This window comes from Kitasatospora sp. NPDC059327 (genome assembly GCF_042752535.1).
Classification (GTDB): Bacteria; Actinomycetota; Actinomycetes; order Streptomycetales; family Streptomycetaceae; genus Kitasatospora.
Map to the genome: position 1 here is coordinate 41,608 of NZ_JBHYYB010000020.1, position 22,360 is coordinate 63,967.

17 protein-coding genes are annotated in these 22,360 nt (G+C 75.6%); 11 read left to right on the plus strand and 6 right to left on the minus strand.

Annotated features, from left to right (window positions below; translation table 11 throughout):
• Positions 1-24: 24 nt before the first annotated feature.
• A complete protein-coding gene (locus ACFXHB_RS14975; RefSeq protein ID WP_380574551.1) occupies positions 25-831 on the minus strand; it encodes a M23 family metallopeptidase in 807 nt (268 codons plus the stop codon).
• Between the two features lie 364 nt (positions 832-1,195).
• Here ACFXHB_RS14975 and ACFXHB_RS14980 point away from each other — a divergent pair, with 364 nt between their 5' ends.
• Positions 1,196-1,603 carry a cobalamin B12-binding domain-containing protein gene (locus tag ACFXHB_RS14980; RefSeq protein ID WP_380574552.1) on the plus strand — a complete coding sequence of 136 codons (408 nt, stop codon included), beginning with the start codon at positions 1,196-1,198 and terminating at the stop codon, positions 1,601-1,603.
• A 159-nt stretch (positions 1,604-1,762) separates the two neighbouring features.
• Here the strand turns inward: ACFXHB_RS14980 and ACFXHB_RS14985 are convergent, their stop codons facing one another.
• Positions 1,763-3,418 (minus strand): DUF5691 domain-containing protein, encoded by a 1,656-nt coding sequence (locus tag ACFXHB_RS14985; RefSeq protein WP_380574554.1) that lies wholly within the window; start codon positions 3,416-3,418, stop codon positions 1,763-1,765.
• A gap of 123 nt (positions 3,419-3,541) precedes the next feature.
• Positions 3,542-4,855: an SWIM zinc finger family protein gene (locus tag ACFXHB_RS14990; RefSeq protein ID WP_380574555.1), complete on the minus strand. Its 1,314-nt coding sequence runs from the start codon at positions 4,853-4,855 to the stop codon at positions 3,542-3,544.
• 178 nt (positions 4,856-5,033) lie between these two features.
• Here ACFXHB_RS14990 and ACFXHB_RS14995 point away from each other — a divergent pair, with 178 nt between their 5' ends.
• From ACFXHB_RS14995 to sucD, 5 genes are all read left to right on the plus strand, one after another.
• A complete protein-coding gene (locus ACFXHB_RS14995) occupies positions 5,034-6,116 on the plus strand; it encodes an AAA family ATPase (protein WP_380574556.1) in 1,083 nt (360 codons plus the stop codon).
• Between the two features lie 97 nt (positions 6,117-6,213).
• Positions 6,214-8,532 carry a DUF5682 family protein gene (locus ACFXHB_RS15000; protein WP_380574557.1) on the plus strand — a complete coding sequence of 773 codons (2,319 nt, stop codon included), beginning with the start codon at positions 6,214-6,216 and terminating at the stop codon, positions 8,530-8,532.
• A 33-nt stretch (positions 8,533-8,565) separates the two neighbouring features.
• Positions 8,566-9,747 (plus strand): VWA domain-containing protein, encoded by a 1,182-nt coding sequence (locus tag ACFXHB_RS15005; RefSeq protein WP_380574558.1) that lies wholly within the window; start codon positions 8,566-8,568, stop codon positions 9,745-9,747.
• 336 nt (positions 9,748-10,083) lie between these two features.
• Positions 10,084-11,256, plus strand: coding sequence for an ADP-forming succinate--CoA ligase subunit beta (gene sucC, locus ACFXHB_RS15010; protein ID WP_380574560.1), 1,173 nt, complete (start codon positions 10,084-10,086; stop codon positions 11,254-11,256).
• An 18-nt stretch (positions 11,257-11,274) separates the two neighbouring features.
• Positions 11,275-12,159: a succinate--CoA ligase subunit alpha gene (gene sucD, locus ACFXHB_RS15015; protein ID WP_380574561.1), complete on the plus strand. Its 885-nt coding sequence runs from the start codon at positions 11,275-11,277 to the stop codon at positions 12,157-12,159.
• Between the two features lie 75 nt (positions 12,160-12,234).
• On the opposite strand, the gene ACFXHB_RS15020 is transcribed toward sucD, so the two are convergent.
• Positions 12,235-14,298 (minus strand): LuxR C-terminal-related transcriptional regulator, encoded by a 2,064-nt coding sequence (locus ACFXHB_RS15020; protein WP_380574563.1) that lies wholly within the window; start codon positions 14,296-14,298, stop codon positions 12,235-12,237.
• Positions 14,299-14,433: 135 nt separating this feature from the next.
• On the opposite strand from ACFXHB_RS15020, the gene ACFXHB_RS15025 reads away from it, so the two are divergent.
• Positions 14,434-16,032: a DUF6350 family protein gene (locus ACFXHB_RS15025; RefSeq protein WP_380574565.1), complete on the plus strand. Its 1,599-nt coding sequence runs from the start codon at positions 14,434-14,436 to the stop codon at positions 16,030-16,032.
• A gap of 25 nt (positions 16,033-16,057) precedes the next feature.
• On the opposite strand, the gene ACFXHB_RS15030 is transcribed toward ACFXHB_RS15025, so the two are convergent.
• Positions 16,058-16,723, minus strand: coding sequence for a hypothetical protein (locus ACFXHB_RS15030; protein ID WP_380574566.1), 666 nt, complete (start codon positions 16,721-16,723; stop codon positions 16,058-16,060).
• Positions 16,724-17,189: 466 nt separating this feature from the next.
• Between ACFXHB_RS15030 and purN the strand changes: the two genes are divergently transcribed.
• Positions 17,190-17,849 carry a phosphoribosylglycinamide formyltransferase gene (purN, locus tag ACFXHB_RS15035; RefSeq protein ID WP_380574567.1) on the plus strand — a complete coding sequence of 220 codons (660 nt, stop codon included), beginning with the start codon at positions 17,190-17,192 and terminating at the stop codon, positions 17,847-17,849.
• Positions 17,846-19,426: a bifunctional phosphoribosylaminoimidazolecarboxamide formyltransferase/IMP cyclohydrolase gene (gene purH / locus ACFXHB_RS15040; protein WP_380574568.1), complete on the plus strand. Its 1,581-nt coding sequence runs from the start codon at positions 17,846-17,848 to the stop codon at positions 19,424-19,426. The genes purN and purH overlap by 4 nt, the downstream gene beginning before the upstream one ends.
• 99 nt (positions 19,427-19,525) lie before the next feature.
• On the opposite strand, the gene ACFXHB_RS15045 is transcribed toward purH, so the two are convergent.
• Entirely contained in the window at positions 19,526-20,272 is a 747-nt protein-coding gene (locus ACFXHB_RS15045; protein ID WP_380574569.1) for an RDD family protein, read from the minus strand.
• Between the two features lie 527 nt (positions 20,273-20,799).
• On the opposite strand from ACFXHB_RS15045, the gene ACFXHB_RS15050 reads away from it, so the two are divergent.
• Both ACFXHB_RS15050 and ACFXHB_RS15055 read left to right on the plus strand, forming a co-directional pair.
• Positions 20,800-21,654: a bifunctional methylenetetrahydrofolate dehydrogenase/methenyltetrahydrofolate cyclohydrolase gene (locus ACFXHB_RS15050; RefSeq protein ID WP_380574570.1), complete on the plus strand. Its 855-nt coding sequence runs from the start codon at positions 20,800-20,802 to the stop codon at positions 21,652-21,654.
• Positions 21,655-21,765: 111 nt separating this feature from the next.
• Positions 21,766-22,191: a DUF3017 domain-containing protein gene (locus ACFXHB_RS15055; RefSeq protein WP_380574571.1), complete on the plus strand. Its 426-nt coding sequence runs from the start codon at positions 21,766-21,768 to the stop codon at positions 22,189-22,191.
• Positions 22,192-22,360 lie beyond the last annotated feature (169 nt).

Consider the following 22,360-nt stretch of genomic DNA (forward strand, 5'->3'; position numbering starts at 1 on the left):
CCGGCTGCCGTCGGGGCCCGGGGCTCAGCGCGGGTCGACGCCCTGGGCGAGGAACCACGGCAGCGGGTCGACGGGTGCGCCGCCGCCGGCCGGGCGGATCTCGAAGTGCAGGTGCGGCCCGGTGCTGTTGCCGCTGCTGCCGACGAAGGCGATGACGTCGCCCGCCTTCACGGTGCCCTTGCGGATCTTGTACGACCGCAGATGGCAGTACCAGGCCTCGGTGCCGTCGGCCGTCTTCAGGACCGACATGTAGCCGTACGACGGGTTCCACTGCGTGCGGATCGTGCCGTCGGTCACCGCCAGGACCTGGGTGCCGCCGTCGACGGGGAAGTCGATGCCGGTGTGCCGGGTGGCCCAGTGCGTGCCGGACGCGCCGAACATCTCGCCGAGGCCCCGCCGGGCGACCGGGAGGGAGACCTTCGGGAGCACCGGCTCGGGGGCCGGGGCGGCGTCCACCGCGGGAGCGTCGGCGGTGTTCGCGGTCTGGGTGCCGGAGAGCGGGCCGCGGGCGGCGCCGCGCGAGGCCTGGTCGGTCCCGCCCGCGGCGAGGACCTGCTGGGCGGCGGCCCGGGCGGGCGCGTCGGCGGGTGCCTCGGCGGCCTGCTCGGGGGCCCGGCCGGCCGCCTGCGCGCGCTGCTCGTCGGCCTCGCCCTGGACGGTCACGGCGGCCGCCCCGGCCACGCCGAGGGCGGCCATCGACGGCAGCGCGACGCGCAGCAGCGCCGTCCGGGTGGCCGCCTTGGCGGCGCCGCGGCGCTGCGCGCGCGACTGCTCGCGGGCGGCGACCCGCAACTCCGCGCGGGTCGGGCGGGCGGCTGCGTCGGGAGCCATCGGGGGCTGCCTCCTCGGTGGGCCTCTGGCACGTCGTCGGGCGAGGGGAAGGACGAGGGGAAGGGCGGGGACAAGGGCGGGCGGAAAGACGAGGGGAAAACAGCCGAGACTGTAGCCGTAACGCCGACATCCGGACAAAAGTCCGGATGTCAAGGGGGGAGTTGGCGGGGTGTGCGCGGATCCGGCGGGGTATACCGACCGGTAGCAAGGCCGGGCCTGTGATTTTCCCCTCCTCTTGAGGGGCGGCACGACCAGCCCGGCCGGGTGACGCTAACCTCCCCTCAGGTTGGTTATTGCTGGTTAACCGCGCCCGTGCCCGACGAGGTCCGGTGGGGTGGTGGACGACGAAGTCCAGGAGGCAGTGATGGGTGTGTCAGGCCCGATCCGTGTGGTGGTCGCCAAGCCCGGGCTCGACGGTCACGACCGCGGTGCCAAGGTCATCGCGCGGGCCCTGCGTGACGCCGGTATGGAGGTCATCTACACCGGCCTGCACCAGACGCCCGAGCAGATCGTCGACACCGCGATCCAGGAGGACGCGGACGGCATCGGCCTGTCGGTCCTCTCCGGGGCGCACATGACGCTCTGCGCGCGGGTGCTGGAGCTGCTGAGGGAGCGCGAGGCGGAGGACATCAAGGTCTTCTGCGGCGGGATCATCCCCGAGGAGGACATCGTCGAGCTCAAGGCGATGGGCGTCGCGGACATCTTCACGCCGGGGACGCCGACCCGGGACGTGGTGGCCTGGGTCGAGGCGAACCTGCGGGTCGCGAGCTGAGGCCTCCGGCGGAGGTTCGCCTCGTCGGGGCCGGGAGCCGCCGCTCAGGCTCCTGAGGACGCCGTGCCGGGCGGGCCGCCCGCCGGGGCGTCGTCGAGTCGTGCGCGGAGCCGGTGCGGGGTGCCCCGTACCGGCTCCGCCGTTTCCGGCGGCGGGCGGTCAGGCGTCGAGCTCGGCGAGCATCGCCTCCCGGAAGCGCAGGGTGCCGGCCAGCCGGGCGAAGGTCTCGGCCCAGGCCCCGGCGGGTACGGACCCGGCCGCCAACTCCTCGACGGCGGCGGCCGTCCCTGGGGAGAGCGCGCGCTCCGTCATGCCCAGTACCCCGCTGTGGCTCCACGGGTAGGCGCCGGAGGCGGCCGCCCGGGCGAGGGCCGCGACGACGGCGGTGGACAGCGGGGGCGTCCACGGCGTCGCGCAGGCGCCGAGCAGCTGGAAGGCCTCACCGAGGCCGTGCACCTCGATGAACGCGGCCGTCCAGGCGGCCCGCTCGGCGGGCGGCAGGACCGCGAGCAGCTTGGCGGGGGCGCCGGTGCTCCGCGGGGCCCGGGGGCCGCGGCCGGTGCGGGCACCCGGGGCGGGGGCCGGCGCCGGGCCCAGCAGCGCTCGCGCCCAGTCGGCGTCCCGCTGGCGGACGGCGGCCCGGGCCCAGGCCTCGCGCAGGTCGTCGGCCCAACTGCTGTTGGTCTCGTCGACGCCGTCGCCCACCCGCAGGCCGAGCAGCCGGCCCGGCGCCAGACCGGTGGACTCCGACCAGAGGGCGAGCGGCGCGGCGGCGATCACCTCGCCGAACCACCAGGCCCGCTCGCCGCGCCCGGTGGGCGACTTGAGCGGTATGCCGTCCCGCTGCATCGCCGCGTCGCACTCGGTGGGCGGGGTGACGAGCAGGTGCGTACCGCGCTCGGAGAGGCGGACGGCGGCGCGGGCGCGCTCGGCCATCCGGTGGGCGAGGGTGGAGCCGGGGAGGGTCGAGAGCAGCTCGGCGGCGGTGGCGCGGACGTTCTTGCTCCGGTCGCCCAGCGCGGCTTCGAGGAAGGGTTCGTCGGCGAGCGAGAGGCCGTCCTGGAGGGCGTCCAGGAAGAGCAGGCGGTCCTCGGCGCGTTCGGTGGGCCAGGTGCTCACCAGCAGGGCGAGGCCGGCGGCGGGGTCGGTGCGGCGCAGCGCGGTGAGGTGGGTGACGCGCTCGGCGAAGAGGCCCTCGTGCCAGAGGTGGTGGTCCAGGGGGGCGGCTGCCGCTCCGGTGGGCCCGGCGGAGGCGTCGGCCGGGTCCGCGGTGGTGCGCAGGACGAACCGCCAGTCGGGGTTGCGGGCGGCGAGCCAGCGGCCCAGCGGGCCGGCCAGCGCCACCGCGTCGGGGCGCAGCTCGGTCCGGCCGCGGGCGGCGTCCAGCAGGGCCGGGACGGCGGTGGCGGGCGGGCGCAGGCCCCGGGCCCGGGCCGTGGCGAGCCACTGCGGGAGAAGTTCGGTGAGGTTGGCGAGGCTGCCGGCGGAGCCGGTGCCCCGGCCGCCGAGCAGCAGGGTCAGCCGGCGGGCGGCGGGGGCGGGCAGTTCGGGCCGGTGGTCCTCGGGGGCCGGGGTGGCGAGCGGCGCGGTGGCGGCCTCGGTGGCGGGGGCCGGACGGGCGCCGGCGCGGCGGCGGACCGTCTCCAGGGCGGCGAGTTCGAGCAGGGCGGTGGCCGGGTCGGTGCGGTCGACGGCGCGCTGGGCGGGGGAGTCGTCGGCGGCGGGGGGTGGCAGCGGGCGGCGGTCGGTGCCGAGGAGGGCGCTGGTCCGGAGGGTCTCCCAGGGGTCGGCCGGGGGCGGGGTGGTGAGCGGCACGCGGGGCTCCTGCGGGTCGGTGGGCGTTGTTCGGAGGTGCTCGGAGGGGCTGCGCGGCCTCCTCGGGGCGTCGCGCGCGGGCGTGCGGGCCGGGCCGCGCGCCCGCCCGGGGGCGGACCGGAGCTACGGGGCGGTCAGGTCGATCGGGCGGTGGTCCGCCCCCCAGGCGGTGACCGGGGCGAAGCCCCGGTGGCCGTGTTCGCCGAAGACGGTGAGGGGGCGGCCGGTGGAGACGGCCGCGAGGCGCCAGAGGGCGGACTCGGGGGTGGCGGCGCGGTGCACCGGGAGCGTGTGCCGGCCGTCGGTGAGGTGCCAGCCGTCGGGGGTGAGGACGGGGACGACGTCGGCCAGGACGGTGGGCCAGGAGTCGAGCCAGGGATCGTCGGCGACCGCGGCGCCGTAGCCGGCGACGGCCTCGGCGGGGGTGAGGCCGGGCGGCGGGGCGGCGGGGCCCGGCCCGGGGGTGCCGTAGCGGGTGCCGAGGGCGGCGCGCAGCGGGCGGACGCCGGGGTGGAAGGCGAGTTCGGCCTCCAGCGGTCGGCCGGTGGGGAGGGCGAGGTCGGGAGCCCGGCCGGGGCGGCCGAAGGCGAGGAGCAGGGCGTGGCGGCCGGTCTTGGCGCCGCGCAGCCACAGGCGGCGGGTGGTGAGGCGCTCGTCGGCGCCGCCCTCCAGCGGCGAGGTGCGGCTGCCGAGGACGTACCAGCGGTCGCGGACGGTGGGGCCGGTCAGCACGTCGGCGGCGTCGGTGGTGTAGCCGACCCGGGCCCGGACGGTGGCGGCGAGCGGGGCGGGCAGCTCGTCGATCCGGGTGGCGGCGGTGGCGAGCAGATGGAGCATGGCGTACTCCTCCAGGAGGTGGGAGTCGGGCGCGGTGTCGAGCGCGCGGACGCGGGTGGCGAGGCCGGGGGCCTGGGCGTCGACCATCCGGGCGGCGACCTCCTCCCAGGGGCCGGTGGCGGAGCGGTCGGCCAGGCCGTGCCGGACGCGGTCGGCCAGCCGCAGCCGCAGTTCGCCGGCGCCGGCGGCCACCCGGGCGTGGCGCTTCTCGGCCCGGCGGCGGGCGGCCGCCGGGTCCGCCGGGGCGGTGGCGCGGCGCTCGGCACGGTCGCGGCGCCCGGCCAGCCAGTCGGACGCCCAGCCGGCCGGTTCGCCGGCCGGGACGGCCTCGGGGGTGCCGCTCCAGAGCAGCAGCAGCCCCAGCGCGTGCTTGCACGGGAACTTCCGGCTCGGGCAGGTGCACGAGTAGGCGGGCCCGGCCAGCTCGACGGCGGCGCGGTACGGCGTCCGGCCGCTGCCCTCGCACTCGCCCCAGAGCGCGGCGCCGTCGGTGCCCGTGGCCGACCAGGGCGCGGGTGAGGAGAGCTTGCCCGCGGCCTTCCGCGAACTCGCGTCGGGTGCCAGCGACAGGATGTGTTCGGTGCTCCAGCGTTCCTCCATGCCCACGACGGTAGGCGGGGGGACTGACAGGCCGGGTGGCCGAACTGAGGTCCGGTCAGGATTGTCAGTGGTCCGGTGCAGGGTTGTTCCCGCAGGCCGGGACGCCGACCTGGCTCCCCCCGATCATCCCGCCGCCTGCCACCGGTGTGTCCGGCGGCCGACCCGAAGGAGCCCCTCCATGACCGACGTTCTGCGCCAGCACGCGGAGGACGCCTTCGCCGCGGAGCTGGCCGCGCTGGCCGCGCGGGACGACCGTCCGCGTCCCGAGCGCTGGAAGCTGTCGCCGTGGGCGGTCGCCACGTACCTGCTCGGTGGCGAGCTGGCGGACGGCACCGTCGTCACCCCGAAGTACGTCGGGCCGCGGCGGATCGTGGAGGTCGCCGTGACGACGCTGGCCACGGACCGGGCGCTGTTGCTGCTCGGCGTGCCGGGCACCGCGAAGACCTGGGTGTCGGAGCATCTCGCGGCCGCGATCAGTGGCGACTCGACCCTGCTGGTGCAGGGCACGGCCGGTACGCCTGAGGAGGCCGTCCGGTACGGGTGGAACTACGCCCGGCTGTTGACGGAGGGCCCGAGCCGGGCGGCGCTGGTGCCGTCGCCGCTGATGCGGGCGATGGCGGACGGGAAGGTGGCCCGGGTCGAGGAGTTGACCCGGATCCCGGCGGACGTGCAGGACAGTCTGATCACCATCCTGTCGGAGAAGACGCTGCCGATACCGGAGTTGGGCGCCGAGACGCAGGCCGTGCGCGGCTTCAACCTGATCGCCACGGCGAACGACCGGGACCGCGGCGTCAACGAGCTGTCGAGCGCGCTGCGTCGGCGGTTCAACACCGTGGTGCTGCCGCTGCCCGGTTCGCTGGACGAGGAGGTGGACATCGTCACCCGGCGGGTCGACCAGCTCGGACACTCCCTGGAGCTGGCCCAACTGCCCGGTGGTGCCGAGGAGATCAGGCGGGTGGTGACCGTCTTCCGCGAGCTGCGGGCCGGTCTCACGGTGGACGGCCGGACGAAGGTCAAGACGCCGAGCGGCACGCTGTCGACGGCCGAGGCGATCTCGGTGGTGACCAACGGCCTCGCCCTGGCCACCCACTTCGGGGACGGCGTGCTGCGGGCCGGGGACGTCACGGCCGGCATCCTCGGCGCCGTCGTCCGGGATCCGGTGGCCGACCAGGTGGTGTGGCGCGAGTACGTCGAGGGCGTGCTGCGCGAGCGGGACGGCTGGAAGGACTTCTACCGTGCCGCCCGCGAGCACACCCGCTGAGGCCGTTGCGGGCCGGGGCACTTCGGAGCCGGCCGGAGTGGACCGGAGCGGTTCGAGGCGGTCCGTGGCAGTTCGAGGTACGAGGAGGGAGGGCGCGATGAGCGCAGAGGTGACGCTGCTGGGCGTACGGCACCACGGCCCCGGCTCGGCCCGCGCGGTGGCCGCCGCGCTGGAGCGGCTGCGGCCGGACGCGGTGCTGGTCGAGGGGCCGCCGGAGGCCGACCCGATCATCGCACTGGCAGCCGAGAAGGACATGGTGCCACCGGTCGCCCTGCTCGCCCACGCGGTGGACGACCCGGCCAGGGCCGCCTTCTGGCCCTTCGCCGCGTTCTCCCCGGAGTGGGTGGCGATCCGGTACGGACTCGACGCCGGCGTACCGGTGCGCTTCATCGACCTCCCGGCCGCCTACAGCCTGGCCGACCGGCCCGGCGGGCCCGACGAGCCGGGTGCGCGGCCCGACGAACGGGCGGGGGACCCGATCGGGCTGCTCGCCGAGGCCGCCGGCTGCGACGACCCGGAGCGCTGGTGGGAGGACGTGATCGAGCACCGCTCGCCCGGCACGGACCCACTGGCCCCGTTCGCCGCGGTCGCCGAGGCGATGGCGGCGCTGCGGGAGGGCGCTCCGGCCGGCGGTCCGGCCCGGCGCGACGACCTGCGGGAGGCGTACATGCGCCGGCAGATCCGGGCCGCCCAGCGGGCCGGGCACCGGCGGATCGCGGTGGTCTGCGGGGCGTTCCACGTACCGGCGCTGGCCTCCCCGCCGACCGTCGCCCAGGACCGGGCGGTGCTGGCGGGCCTGCCGAAGAAGGTGCGCACCGACATCACCTGGGTGCCGTGGACGCACCGCCGGCTCTCCCAGCGGAGCGGCTACGGCGCCGGGATCGTCTCGCCGGGCTGGTACCACCATCTCTTCACCACCGCGGGTGATCCGCTGCCGCGCTGGTTGACCAGGGCCGCCGAGCTGCTGCGGGCCGAGGACCACCCGGTGTCCTCCGCGCACGTGATCGAGGCCGTCCGGCTGGCCCGGACCCTGGCGGTGCTGCGCGGCCGCCCGCTCGCCGGGCTGACCGAGACCCTGGACGCCGTCCGCGCGGTGCTGTGCGACGGCTCGGACGTCGCGCTGGCGCTGGTGCGCGACCGCCTGGTGACCGGCGACGCGCTCGGCGAGGTGCCGGACGGCGCGCCGGCGGTCCCGCTGCAGCGCGACCTGGCCCGGCTGCAGCGCTCGCTCCGGCTGAAGCCGGCGGCGCAGCCGCGGGAGCTGGACCTGGACCTGCGCGAGGAGACCGACGCGGCGCGCTCCCGGCTGCTGCACCGGCTGCGGCTGCTCGGCGTCGACTGGGGGGTGCCGAGCCGCTCCGCCGTCACCTCGACGGGCACCTTCCGGGAGAGCTGGCGGCTGTGCTGGCGGCCCGAGTTCGCCGTCCGGATCGTCGAGGCCGCCCAGTGGGGCACCACCGTCGAGGCCGCGGCGGTCGGCCGGGCGGTCGGCGCGGCGCGGGCCGCGGTGGAGCTCGCCGAGCTGACCGCCCTGGTCGAGACCTGCCTGCTGGCCGGACTGCCCGGGGCGCTGCCCGCCGTGATGCGGGTGCTCGCCGACCGCGCCGCGCTGGACACCGATGTCGCCCATCTCGCGGGCGCCCTGCCCGCGCTGGTCCGCGCACTGCGCTACGGCGACGTGCGCGGCACCGACCGCGGCGCGCTCGACCAGGTCGCGGCGGGTCTCGCCGAGCGGATCTGCGTCGGTCTGCCGTCCGGCTGCACCGGGCTGGACGCGGCCGGCGCGGAGGCGATGCGCGGTCACCTCGACGAGGTGCACGGCGCCGTCGGCCTGCTGGAGCCGGCCGGCGGCCTCGCCGACCGGTGGGCCGCGACCCTGCGGGAGCTCGCCCGCCGCGAACCGGTCGGCGGCCTCGCCACGGGCGTGCCCGGCCTGCTGCGGGGCCGAGCCGTCCGACTGCTGCTGGACGACGACCGGCTCGACTCCCAGGAGGCCGGCCGCCGGATGGGCCTGGTCCTCTCCCCGGCCAACGCCCCGGCGGACGCGGCCGGCTGGATCGAGGGCTTCCTCGCCGGCGGCGGCGCCCTGCTGCTGCACGACCCCCGACTGCTGGGCCTGCTCGACGCATGGCTGACGGGGGTGCCGGCCGAGGCCTTCACCGATGTGCTGCCGCTGCTGCGCCGCACCTTCTCCGCCCTGGAGGCGGGCGTGCGCACCACCGTCGGCGGCCGGGTCGCGGCCGGCCCGCTCGACGCCGAGCCGGCGGCGACGCCGGGCACCGGCCCCGAACTGGACCCGGCCCGCGCCGAGGCGGCGGTCCCCGTGGTCGCCCTGCTCCTCGGCCTGCCCGGCTGCCCGGTCCACCCCGGCGGCCCGGCGCGGATCCCCCGCCAGGCCGAGGGCCGCGACACCTGATCCCCGTAACGGACGTACCGGAAGGAGCACCCGATGGCAGAGCCGACGACGACCGCCACCCCCGCCGCCGACGAGCGGCTGCGCCGCTGGCGCCTGGTGCTCGGCGGTGAGGCGGACGGCACCGGCCACGCGCTGCGCGGCCGGGACGCCGCGATGGACGGCGCGCTCGCGGCGCTGTACCGGGGCGCGCCGCAGGAGGGCCGGGCCGGGCGGTCCGGCCGGCGGGCCGCCGGCCTGGGCGGGTCGGCCCCGCAGGTGGCGCGCTGGCTGGGGGACATCCGCGCGTACTTCCCCACCTCGGTCGTCCAGCTGATGCAGCAGGACGCGATCACCCGGCTCGGCCTGGACCGGCTGCTGCTGGAGCCGGAGATGCTGGCGGCGGTCGAGCCCGACGTCCAGCTGATCGCCACCCTGCTCTCGTTGAAGGACGCGCTGCCCGAGACCACCCGGGAGACCGCCCGCGCGGTGGTCGGTACGGTGGTCGCGGAGCTGGAGCGCCGGCTCGCCGACCGGACCAGGGCGACCCTGGGCGGCGCGCTGGACCGCGGTGCCAAGGTGAACCGCCCGCGCCACCACGACATCGACTGGGACCGCACCGTCCGGGCCAACCTGAAGAACTACCTGCCCGAGTACGGCACCGTCGTCCCGGAGCGGCTGGTCGGCCACGCGCGGGCGCGGCGCGCGGTGCGCAAGGACGTCATCCTCTGCGTCGACCAGTCCGGTTCGATGGCCCCCTCGGTGGTGCACTCGGCGGTGTTCGGCGCGGTGCTGGCCTCGATGAGGACCCTGGACACCCGGCTGGTCGTCTTCGACACCTCGGTGGTCGACCTCACCGAGCAGCTGGACGACCCGGTGGACGTCCTGTTCGCGACGCGGCTCGGCGGTGGCACCGACATCAACCGCGCGCTGGCCTACTGCCAGTCGAAGATCACCCGCCCGTCGGAGACGGTGGTGGTGCTGATCAGCGACCTCTACGAGGGCGGCGTCCGGGACGGGATGCTCCGGCGGGTGGCGGCGATGAAGGCGGCCGGCGTCCAGTTCGTCGCCCTGCTCGCGCTCTCCGACGAAGGAGCGCCCGCGTACGACCACGCCCACGCGGCCGCCCTGGCCGCGCTCGGCGCCCCGGCGTTCGCCTGCACCCCCGACGCCTTCCCCGACGTCATGGCGGCGGCGATCGAGAAACGGCCCATCCCGGTGCCGCGGCCGGGCGGGTAGGGCCGGGTGCGCGGGTTCACCCGGACGAGCGAACCCGGGCCCGGCCGGACCGCTGATCTGCGGGCCTGTCGACCAGGCACGCGGCAGTCGGTCGCGGCCCTCGCTGTGACGGTTCTCACCCAAGCCGGGCCGGTCCCGGGCGAAACACGCCCGTCGTCCGGGGATAACCTGCCAGACGGACGTGACGCGCGTGTTGATTGACGTGTGCGCCCGTGGCTGTGTGGGCCGCAAGGCCGTACCTCTGCGTACCCGCACCGCTTCGACGACCCGCAGCGAAGATCCTGCCGTGGCACGCTCGTAGAGACACAATCCGCGACCACGAACAAGGACAAACACGTGGACCTGTTCGAGTACCAGGCGAGGGACCTCTTCGCCAAGCACGGGGTTCCCGTGCTTGACGGTGATGTCATCGAGACCGCCGCAGACGCTGCCGCCATCGCGGAGCGCTTCGGCGGCCGCGCCGTCGTCAAGGCTCAGGTGAAGGTGGGTGGCCGAGGCAAGGCCGGTGGCGTGAAGCTCGCCGCCGACCCGGCGGACGCCGTCGCCAAGGCCGAGGCGATCCTCGGCATGGACATCAAGGGCCACACCGTGCACAAGGTGATGCTGGCCCAGACCGCGGACATCAAGGAGGAGTACTACGTCTCCTTCCTGCTGGACCGCACCAACCGCACCTTCCTGGCCATGGCCAGCGTGGAGGGCGGTGTGGAGATCGAGGTCGTCGCGGAGGAGAACCCCGAGGCGCTCGCCAAGATCCCGGTCGACGCCAACGAGGGTTGCACCCCGGAGAAGGCCGCCGAGATCGTCGCCGCCGCGAAGTTCCCGGCGGAGATCGCCGACCAGGTCGCCGATGTCCTGCAGAAGCTCTGGGTCGTCTTCATCAAGGAGGACGCCCTCCTCGTCGAGGTCAACCCGCTGATCAAGTCCGGTGACGGCAAGATCATCGCGCTCGACGGCAAGGTCTCCCTGGACGAGAACGCCGAGTTCCGCCAGCCCGAGCACGAGGCGCTTGAGGACAAGGCCGCCGCCAACCCGCTGGAGGCGGCGGCGAAGGCCAAGGGCCTGAACTACGTCAAGCTCGACGGCCAGGTCGGCATCATCGGCAACGGCGCGGGCCTCGTCATGAGCACCCTCGACGTGGTCGCCTACGCGGGCGAGAACCACGGCGGCGTCAAGCCCGCCAACTTCCTCGACATCGGTGGCGGCGCCTCGGCCGAGGTCATGGCGAACGGCCTGGAGATCATCCTGGGCGACCCCGACGTCAAGTCGGTCTTCGTCAACGTCTTCGGTGGCATCACCGCGTGCGACGCCGTCGCGAACGGCATCGTGCAGGCCCTGGCTCTGCTGGAGTCCAAGGGCGAGAACGTCTCCAAGCCGCTGGTCGTCCGTCTGGACGGCAACAACGCGGAGCTGGGTCGCAAGATCCTCGACGACGCCAACCACCCGCTGGTGCAGCGCGTCGACACCATGGACGGCGCCGCCGACCGTGCCGCCGAGCTGGCCAACAAGTAAGGAAGGGGACTTAACACCATGGCTATCTTCCTTACCAAGGACAGCAAGGTCATCGTCCAGGGCATGACCGGCTCCGAGGGCATGAAGCACACCCGCCGCATGCTCGCCTCGGGCACCCAGATCGTCGGTGGCGTGAACCCGCGCAAGGCCGGCACCACGGTGGACGTCGACGGCACCGAGGTGCCCGTCTTCGGCTCCGTCGCCGAGGCCATCGAGAAGACCGGTGCCGACGTCACCGTCATCTTCGTGCCGCCGAAGTTCACCAAGGACGCCGTCGTCGAGGCCATCGACGCCGAGATCGGCCTCGCGGTCGTCATCACCGAGGGTGTCCCGGTCCACGACTCGGCCGCCTTCTGGGCGTACGCCGGTTCGAAGGGCAACAAGACCCGGATCATCGGCCCGAACTGCCCGGGCCTGATCAGCCCCGGACAGTCCAACGCCGGCATCATCCCGGCCGACATCACCCAGGCCGGCAAGATCGGCCTGGTGTCGAAGTCCGGCACCCTGACCTACCAGCTCATGTACGAGCTGCGCGACATCGGCTTCTCCTCGGCCGTGGGCATCGGTGGCGACCCCGTCATCGGCACCACCCACATCGACGCCCTCAAGGCGTTCCAGGAGGACCCGGAGACCGACATCATCGTGATGATCGGTGAGATCGGCGGCGACGCCGAGGAGCGTGCGGCGGCCTACATCGCCGAGCACGTCACCAAGCCGGTCGTCGGCTACGTCGCGGGCTTCACCGCCCCCGAGGGCAAGACCATGGGCCACGCCGGCGCCATCGTCTCCGGCTCCTCGGGCACCGCGCAGGCGAAGAAGGAGGCCCTGGAGGCCGCCGGTGTCAAGGTCGGCAAGACGCCGTCCGAGACCGCCCGCCTGGCGCGTGAGCTGATCAACGGCTGACGCTCCCCGCGTGTCGAGCGCCCCCGTCCGGACCTCCGGGCGGGGGCGCTCGCCGTTCCCCGGGAGCCGCCCCGGCTAGTGGTCCGCCGGGCAGGGGTGGAGTGCCCAGCGGGTGCAGGCCGACGGTCCCACCGCCGGGCCGGGCGGGGGCAGGGCCGCCGGGGCGCGGCCGGCGGCCGGCAGCTCCCAGCGGGGGGCCCGGGGCGGCGGCGGGTCCGTCACGACCGGTTCCACGCCCGGGGTCGGACTGCACCAGAGGCTGCGGATGCCGGTCAGCGGTCCGTCGGGGGCGAGGGGGACGGCGGAGCCGTTCACCGCGCCGCAGACCGACTGTTCCACCGCCTCGGGGGGCCGGCGGAACAGCGACCCGGGGCCGTTGCCGGCCAGGGTCGCCGCCGCCGCGCCGCCGACCGCCAGCGTGATCAGTACCGCCGCCCCGGTCCGGGTGGCGTTGGCCAGGCCGTGCCGGGCGCGCAGCAGCGGGACCGGTGGCCGGTGCGTCTGCGGGCAGCCGCGGACGGCGGCCCGGTGCAGCAGCCCGGCGAGCCGGTCGGCGAAGCCCGCCTCGGCCGGGTCGGACCCGACCAGCTCCGGTACCCACTGCGCCAGCGCCGCCCGGCCCGCCCAGACCCGGCCCTCGGCGGCCGCCACGGTCGACTCCACCTCGACGGCCACGGCGGCGGCGGGCAGACCCAGGCCGTCGTGCAGCACCAGGGCCCGGCGCTGGGGGCGGGAGAGCCGCTTGAGCGCTTTGAGCAGCGCGCGGTCGCGGTCGGTGAGCCGGTCGTGGTCCGGCAGCACGGCCTGCGACTCGTCGGCGGGGCGGACCTTGATCCGCCGGTGCGGCAGCCGCCAGACGTGCGCCCGGCGCGGACCGCCCCGGTGCCAGGGCGAGAGCGCCGCCTCGCAGGCCCGGGCCCGTACCCACCCCTCCGGATCGGCCCCGGCCGCCACCTCGTCCCAGCGTCGCCGGGCCTCGCCGAAGGCCAGCCGTACGCAGTGCACGGCGCGGTGCTTGCAGGAGGTGAGCAGGAACACCTGTTGGACCAGCCGGGTGTGGGCGGCCTCGTACAGCTCCTCGAAGGAGCGGACGGGCGCGGGCGGCGTGGCCGCGGCGGGGACGGTGGCCGCCGGGCCGGCGGGTGCGGGCCGGGCGGTGCCCGCCGTGCCCCCGCCGGTGGCGGCGGGCTCGCGGCCGTTCGGCCGGGCCGTGCCCCCGGCGGCCGGGGCGCGGCCGGTGGTGGCGCCGCCCTCGGTCCGGGAGCGCTCGGTGGGCGTGGCGGCCGGCCCGGCCGCAGCGGTGGTGTCGGCCGCGGTGGTGTCGGTCACCGTGGTGTCCGGCCGGACGGCGGCCTTCGTGGTGGCGGGCCGCGGCGGTTCGTCGTCCCCGGCGCGCGCTGTCCCGGGGGAGACGGCGGGGGCCGGGGTGTCCGGGGCGGCCGGCCGGGCCTTGCCGCGCCCGCGCCGGTCCCGTCCGGCCGGCTGCCCTGCCGGGGTGTCACTCCGGGGGCCGTCCGGCGGGCCTGCGGTGCTCGTGGACGGGCTCCGAACCGTGGACGGGCGCTGACCCCTCGAAGGGCTCCGACCCGTGGGTCCGCTCCGACCCCTGGAGGTGTCCTGCTGCGTGGCCGCGCTCTGAGCGGGGCTCAGCAGGGCGGCGAAGGCGGCGATCTCGGCGTGGGTGCGCGTGCCGAGCTTGCGCATGGCCCGGTGCTGGTAGCTGCGCGCGGTGGCCGGGGTGACACCGAGCGCGGCCGCCGCCTGGGCGAGGTCCCGGCCGGCCGCGAGCTGGGCCAGGGCCTGGGCTTCACGCGGCGTCAGCTGTCGCAGCAGCCGGAGCGCCTCGTCCTGGCGTCCGCCGGATTCGGCGGCCGGTCCACCGCCGGACCCGCCGCCCGGTCCGTCACCGGACCCGCCGGTCGCCGGGCCGGTCTCGGTGGCGCGCGCCGCCGCGGCGGTGGTGGGAGCCTTCGCGCCCTTCCCGGCCTTCGGGCCCCGGCCGCGTCCGGCCCGGCCCTTTCCGGGTCGGCCCTGCGGTGCGGGCGGGTCGGCGGAGGCGGTGGGCCGGGCGGTGGAGTGGGCGGCGGGGTGGGCGGCGGGGGCGCCGGGTGGGCGCTCGGCGGTCGGCGGCGTGGTCATCAGACGCTCCGGGCCGGAGTGGGGGCGACGGCATGAGGGCAGGGTCTGAAAATGCGCATAAGCCAATAATCTGGGACACGACGGTGGTTTGCCTCTTCACGGAGCATGGCGAGTCGCCTTGGCACCATGAGGCGCATGACGCAGCTGATGGGCCGTCCGATCCTGGAAGTGCCGGGCGAACTGGGGGCCAGGCCCGTCCTGGCCGATGTGCTCACCGGGGTGCGGACGGCGCTGCTCGGCCTGGCGGTGGTCGCGGTGCCGGTGCTCGGACTCTGGGTGGTGACCCCGTACGCGGACGACGGCGCGGCCGGCGCCGTTCGGCTGGCCGGGGTGCTCTGGCTGGTCGGGCACGGTGCGCCGGTGCTCCGCGGCGCGCTGGACGCCCCGTTGACCGTGACTCCGCTGCTGCTCGGCCTGCTGGTGGTGGCCCAGCTGTACCGCGCGGGTGCCCGGGCGTCGGCCCGGCGTCGGCTGCGACCCTGGTGGAGCGGCCCGTTGGCGGTGTGGTGCGGCTACTGCGCGGTCGCCGTGGTGGTGGTCGCGCAGTGCTCGGGCGCCGGCTGGCTCCGGGCCCGGGTGCTGCCGGACGTCCTGGTGGTGGCGCTGCTGGCGGGCGCCGCGACGGCCTTCGGCGCCCGGACGGCCCACCGGGCACCGGAGCGTGACGGGGCGGCCGGTGGCTTCGGGCCGACGCCCCGGCCGACGTCGCCGTCCTGGCAGGCGCTCCGGCAGCGGGTGCTGGACCGGCTGCTGGACCGGCTGCCCGACTGGGCCCGTTTCGACGGGGGAGCGGCGGTGGTCCGGACGGCGGTGCCGGCGGCCGGAGCGGGGCTGCTGGCGGCGGGCGCGGTGGTGGTCGCGGTGGCGGCGGTGCTGGACGCGGTGACCGGTGGCGGCCGCGGTGCGGCGGCGCTCGCGCAGGGCCCGGCCGCGGTGGCCGGACTCCTGCTGCTCAGCGTGGCGCTGCTGCCGAACGCGGTGCTCTGGGGCGCCGCCTACGCGCTGGGCCCCGGGTTCGCGGCCGGGACGGGGACGGTGGTGGCGCCGACCGGCACGGTGCTGGGGCCGGTGCCGGAGTTTCCGCTGTTCGCCCTGTTGGCGGAGCCCGGGGCGGGCGGGTGGCGGCTGCTGGTCTGTCTGCTGCCGGCGCTGGCCGGGGTGGTCCCGGCCCTGCTGCTGGGTCGGGCGGCGGCGAACGGAGCCCGGCGGCAGGGCCGGGCGGACCGCTCCCCGGACCGGCGCCCGCCCTACCTCGACGAGTGGGACGACCTCGACGAGCCGGACGGCCTGGACCGGTCGGAGGCCTCGGCGCCCGCGGCCGGGTGGCACCCGGCGGGGACGACCGTCGCCGTGCTGACGGTGGCCCTGCTGACCGGTGCGGCCGCCGCGGTGCTCGGCTGGCTCTCCGGCGGGGCCCTGGCCGGCGGCCGGCTGGCGGAGCTGGGCCCGGTGCCGTGGCGGACGGGTCTTGCGGCGGCGGGTTGGATCGCCGCGGTGGCCGTCCCGGGCGCCCTGCTGACGCGGGCCCGGCTGCTGGGCGCCGGAGCGGGCGGTGCCTTCGCCGCGCGGGACGCCCTCGGAACGGGAGCGGGCGGTGGCGGGCCCGTCGGCCTCGCCCGCCGGGGCGCGCTGCTGCTGCGTGCCGGCGCGTACGCGGTGGTGCTGCGGCTGGGCCGGTCGGCCGACCGCGCGGCGGGCGCGGACCCCGTGGACGGCCCGGGCGGGGCGGTCTGACCGGCTCCGCCGCCCCGCTACCCGCTCACTCGCTCTTCGTGGTGATGTCCACGTACCACTTCGGCGCGAGCCGCTCGCAGTTGTCCGCGCCGGTCGAGGTGAGCGAGTCCCGCACGCAGGTCACGTACTCGTTGTAGTGGAGGCTGAGGCCGATCAATGAGGAGACGAAGACCACCGTCATCGCGCCGGTGAGCACCCCGGCGAGGGCCGCCGGGGTCAGTGGGTTCGGGGTGGGGTTCTCCCCGGCGGCGGTCGCCGACGGGCCGCTGCCGGTGCTGTCGGCGGCGGGCTTGGCGGCAGCCGGCTTGGGGGCCCGCATCGCGGTGACGCCCCAGACGATGGCCAGCGCGCCGACGAACAGCGCCACGTAGTACAGCGAGGCGAACGCGCACACCAGCGCGCCCATGCCGGCCAGGGCGGCGTTGCGCGCCTTGCGCTGCGCCGGGTCGGTCGGGTCGAGCTTGGGCGGTTGCGGGGCCGGCGGCCGGGGGTGCCGGCCGCCGCCCTGGTAGCCGGGGCTCCACGGGTGCGGCGGCGGGACCTGCGGGCGTTCGTCCGGGCCCCCTTCGCCGTCGGGAGCGTCGGAACCCTCGGTGGGGCCGGGGTTGCGCGGCTGCCACGGCTGGTCCGGGGCATCCGCCGGCGGCGGCGCGAAGGGATTGCGCTCGCCGGTGTTGTCACCGCTGCTCATGGTTCAGCCATTCCTTCTCGGTCGGTGGGGCGGACGCCCGCGCCACCCTATGATCCCGCAGCCGCCAGTGGGGCCTTCGGCGGCCCGCTTTCGGGGTGGGTCGTGCCGCCCCGGCGAACGCGCGACGGGGCGGCCGCCCCGGCCGCTCGCCCCGGTACCACCCCCGCCGTCGGCCGTCCGCGGCCCCGCTCCGCCCTGCCCGCGGGCGGACAGCGGGCGTCCGGCGGGTGAACGGCACCCCGATGGAGATCCCCGTCTCAACTACGCGCGTAGCGCCGTCAGGGCGTTTCAGGGGCCGTCCGACCAGCCGTTATCGTGGTGACGGTCAGCAGCTCAGATAGGTTCCCCGGGGCCCGCGTCGCGGCGGGTTCTTCGGTGTCCCCCCTCGCTCGACCTGCCGTTCGTAGTGGCCCCACCGCCGGTGGATGTACCAGCGGGCGGCGCCCGACCTACGGAGATTCGCGCAGTGGCCGCCGCCCCCGCCCAGCTCTTCCCGCCCCGCACGCCCGGCCCGGCCCGCCTGGTGGTGCTGGTCTCCGGCTCCGGCACCAATCTGCAGGCGCTGATCGACGCGGCGGCCGACCCGGCCTTCGGCGCCGAGATCGTCGCCGTCGGCGCCGACCGTGACGGCATCGCCGGCCTGGAGCGCGCCGAGCGCGCCGGGCTGCCGGTCTTCGTGCACCGGCTGAAGGACTTCGCCGACCGTGCCGACTGGGACCGCGCGCTGACCGCCTCCGTCGCGGCCCACGAGCCGGACCTCGTGGTCACGGCCGGTTTCATGAAGATCCTCGGCTCCGGGTTCGTCACCGCCTTCGCCGGGCGGACCATCAACACCCACCCCGCACTGCTGCCCTCCTTCCCCGGCGCCCACGGCGTCACCGACGCGCTCGCGTACGGGGTCAAGGTCACCGGCTGCACCGTCCACCTGGTCGACGCCGGTGTGGACACCGGGCCGATCATCGCGCAGGGCGTCGTCGAGGTCACCGACGCCGACCACGCCGATGGCGGCGAAGCGCTGCACGAGCGCATCAAGACTGTCGAGCGAAAGCTGCTCGTCGACATCGTGGGCCGGCTGGCCCGCGAGGGTCACCGCATCGAGGACCGAAAGGTATGGATCCCGGCATGAGCGCCGCCCCCACCACGCCCGTTGTCTCCGAGAACGTCCGTCCGATCCGCCGCGCGCTGATCAGCGTGTACGACAAGACCGGTCTGGAGGAGCTGGCCCAGGGCCTGCACGCCGCCGGGGTCGTCATCGTCTCCACCGGCTCCACCGCCGGCCGGATCGCCGCCGCGGGCGTCCCGGTGACCGAGGTCTCCGAGCTGACCGGCTTCCCCGAGTGCCTCGACGGGCGCGTGAAGACGCTGCACCCGCGCGTGCACGCCGGCGTCCTCGCCGACCTGCGCCTGGAGTCGCACCGCGCGCAGCTGGCCGAGCTGGGCGTCGAGCCCTTCGAGCTGGTCGTGGTGAACCTCTACCCGTTCAAGGCCACCGTCGCCTCCGGCGCCACCCCGGACGAGTGCGTCGAGCAGATCGACATCGGCGGCCCGAGCATGGTCCGCGCCGCCGCCAAGAACCACCCGTCGGTCGCCGTCGTGGTCGACCCGGCCCGCTACGGCGACGTGCTGAAGGCCGTCCAGGAGGGCGGCTTCGACCTGGCCACCCGCAAGCGCCTGGCCGGCGCCGCGTTCGCGCACACCGCCGCGTACGACGTCGCGGTGGCCTCCTGGTTCGAGGCCGGCTACGCGGCGGGCGACGTCGAGGGCTTCCCGGAGTTCCTGGGCGCCACCTACGAGCGCCAGAACGTGCTGCGCTACGGCGAGAACCCGCACCAGGGCGCCGCGCTGTACAGCGACGGCACCGGCGGTCTGGCCGGCGCCGAGCAGCTGCACGGCAAGGAGATGTCGTACAACAACTACGTCGACACCGATGCCGCCCGCCGTGCCGCGTACGACCACGCCGAGCCGGCCGTCGCCATCATCAAGCACGCCAACCCGTGCGGCATCGCGACCGGCGCGGACGTCGCCGAGGCGCACCGCAAGGCGCACGAGTGCGACCCGGTCTCCGCGTACGGCGGCGTGATCGCGGTCAACCGCCCGGTCACCGTCGCGCTGGCCGAGCAGATCGCCCCGATCTTCACCGAGGTCGTCGTCGCCCCCGGCTACGAGGACGGCGCCGTCGAGGTGCTCGCCCGCAAGAAGAACCTGCGGGTGCTGGTGGCCCCCGAGGCGCCGGCCAACCGCCAGGAGGTGCGCCCGATCTCCGGTGGCGTGCTGCTCCAGGACGCCGACCGGATCCACGCCGCGGGCGACGACCCGGCGAGCTGGACGCTGGCCACCGGCGAGGCGCTGTCCGAGGCCGAGCTGGCCGAGCTGGCCTTCGCCTGGCGGGCCTGCCGGGCCGTCAAGTCCAACGCGATCCTGCTGGCCAAGGGCGGTGCCTCGGTGGGCGTCGGCATGGGCCAGGTCAACCGGGTCGACTCGGCGAAGCTCGCGGTGGAGCGGGCCGGCGAGCGGGCCCGCGGTTCGTACGCGGCCTCCGACGCCTTCTTCCCCTTCGCGGACGGCCTGCAGATCCTGCTGGACGGCGGCGTCAAGGCCGTGGTGCAGCCGGGTGGTTCGATCCGGGACGAGGAGGTCGTCGCCGCCGCCGCCGCGGCCGGCGTGACCATGTACTTCACCGGTACCCGCCACTTCTTCCACTGACCCGGGAGCCGGTGGCGACACCGGCGGGGTGACGACGTGACAGAGCGGCCCGGCCCCCGGGGAGGGGGCCGGGCCGCTCTGTCGTGCGTCCGGTGCGCGTTACTTCTTGATCACCAGGGTGCCGGCGGCACGGTCGTGCCAGCCCTGCAGCTTCCCGGAGTTGTCGAAGAACGGGGACAGGTAGACCAGCGCCGCGCCGATGTAGCAGAGGAAGGCGCCGACGATCGGGATGATGAAGCGGATGAAGCCGCCGCCCAGGCCGGGGACCTGGCCGTTGCTCTCCTTGACGACGCGCAGGCCCAGGGCCAGCTTGCCGAGGGTGGCGCCCGCGAAGGAGACCATCAGCCACTCGTAGAGCAGGTTGAACACCGACAGCACGCCGACCATGACCATCATGGTGACGAAGAAGCCGGCGGCGGCGTCGTTGTTGGCGTTCAGGCAGTCGTAGTACGCCGAGTTGGAGCCGCCGTAGGTGTACTTGGCGCTGCAGTCCTGGCTGTCCTTGGCGATCCCGAGCGCGCTGGCCAGACCGAGCGCCATCACCAGCGCGACGACCGCGCCGATCGCGAGGCCGTCGATCAGCCGGGCCAGGAACCGCTGCCCCATGGTGGCGATCTTCACCGTGCCCAGCTGGGCGATGTTGATGTAGCCGTTGTTGGCCTGGATGGTGCCCGGCATCGGCGCGTACCCGTAGGCCGGCTGCTGCGGCACGCCGTACTGCGGGGCCTGCGGCGGCTGCTGCGGGTAGCCGTACCCGGCGGCCGGCGGGGCCTGCTGCGGGTAGCCGTACCCCTGCGGCGGGGGCTGCTGGCCGTACGGGTTGTTCGGATCGGGCGGGTAACTCATCGATGCCTCCGGGCAGGATGTGGGGACGTGGGACAGGGCAGCGCAGGGCCCGGAACGCACCGGCGGGCCGACCTTGCCGGGCGGACGGGACGATAGCGGAGCGCGGTGACAACGGGGGCGCGAACGGTCCGGCGCCCGCCGGTACGGCTCAGGAACGTGGGTGGCGCCGGCGCGGCGCGAACGGGAGCATCGACGGCTGCGGTCCTGGCAGCACGCGGCCGTGGCGGTCGGGCGGCACGGTGTGGTGTGGTCGGCTCACTCTGTTCTTCCCCCGGGTACGCCCCGCCGGTGTGTCCGTCGGCCCGTCACCGGGCCGGAGGCGGCAGGGAATGCCCGCTTATCGTCAACCGGACGGCCCGGCGCTGTCCAGCCGCGCCCGCGTGGCGGACCGGACTGTGGCGCAACCGCAACGTGCTCCGAACGCTTTCGAACCGCCGGGGCCCCGGGGGGCGAACCGTCGGGGGGCCCGGGGGCGGGCGCCACCGGGGCTGGCGCGGTCCGCCTCCCGGATCCGGGAGAATGGGGTCATGACTGCGCAGATTCTCGATGGCAAGGCCACCGCCGCCGCGATCAAGTCCGAACTCGCCGCCCGCGTGGCGGCCCTTCGCGCCAAGGGCGTCACGCCCGGTCTCGGCACTGTCCTGGTCGGTGACGACCCCGGCAGCCGCTGGTACGTCAACGGCAAGCACAAGGACTGCGCCGAGGTGGGCATCGCCTCGATCCAGCGCGAGCTGCCCGCCACCGCCACCCAGGAGGACGTCGAGAACGTCGTCCGCGAGCTCAACGCCGACCCGGCCTGCACCGGCTACATCGTCCAGCTCCCGCTGCCCAAGGGCCTGGACCAGAACCCCGTGCTGGAGCTGATGGACCCGGACAAGGACGCCGACGGCCTGCACCCCACCTCGCTCGGCCGCCTCGCGCTGGGCATCGAGGGTCCGCTGCCCTGCACCCCGCTCGGCATCGTCGAGCTGCTGCGCCGCCACGGCGTGGGGATCAACGGCGCCGAGGTCGTCGTGATCGGCCGCGGCGTCACCGTCGGCCGCTCGATCGGCCTGCTGCTCACCCGGCGCAGCGAGAACGCCACCGTCACCCTCTGCCACACCGGTACCCGGGACCTCGCCTACCACCTGCGCAAGGCCGACATCGTGGTGGCGGCCGCCGGTGTTCCGCACCTGGTCAAGCCGGAGGACGTCAAGCCCGGCGCGGCCGTGCTGGACGTCGGCGTCAGCCGCAGCGAGGGCAAGATCGTCGGCGATGTCCACCCGGGCGTGGCCGAGGTGGCCGGCTGGATCTCCCCGAACCCGGGCGGCGTCGGCCCGATGACCCGCGCCATGCTGCTGAACAACATCGTCGTGGCGGCCGAGCGCCGCGCCGGCATCTGACACCAGCGATCCGACACCGGAGGGACGGCGGGCTATGAACGGGCGGACCGAGCGAACGCCGGGGAGCTGCGCGTTTCGCGACGCGGCGGCCGAACGCGGCGAGGTGGGCGCATGAGCGAGCCACGGCCGGTGCGCTCCCGGCGCAGGCCGGTGAAGACCACCGGGACGCTGCCCCCCGAGGGTTCGGCGGCGGCGCTGGGACGTGAGCACGCCCTGCCGGTGCGCCAGTGGCCGATAACCGTCGTGCTGCTGATGGTCGGCGCGGGGCTGGCCGTCACCTGGTTCGCCGACTTCAAGGACGGCTTCAAGTACGGGCTGCTGATCCTCGGCGGCGGCGTCCTGCTCGGCGCGCTGCTGCGGCTGGTCCTGCCCGAGGTCGGCATGCTGGCGGTGCGCAGCCGGTTCACCGACGTGATCGTGCTGACCTTCCTCGGTCTCTCGATCGTGCTGCTGACCCTGATGGCCCAGCCCAACCCCTGGTTGGAGATCCCGCTGCTGGACAACATCGGGCAGTTGATCGGGCGTCCCAAGCACTGACCGGCCGGGCACGACCGCCCGAACCGTCCCGACGACCCCCGCCCGCACCGGGCGGGGGTCGTCATCGTCTGTGACCAATCAGCCACCACCGCACCCGCGGCGTACGCTTCGCTTTGCGATAACCTGACGCCGGTCTCTCGATGTCGAGAGATCATCCTCGGCTCCAGTG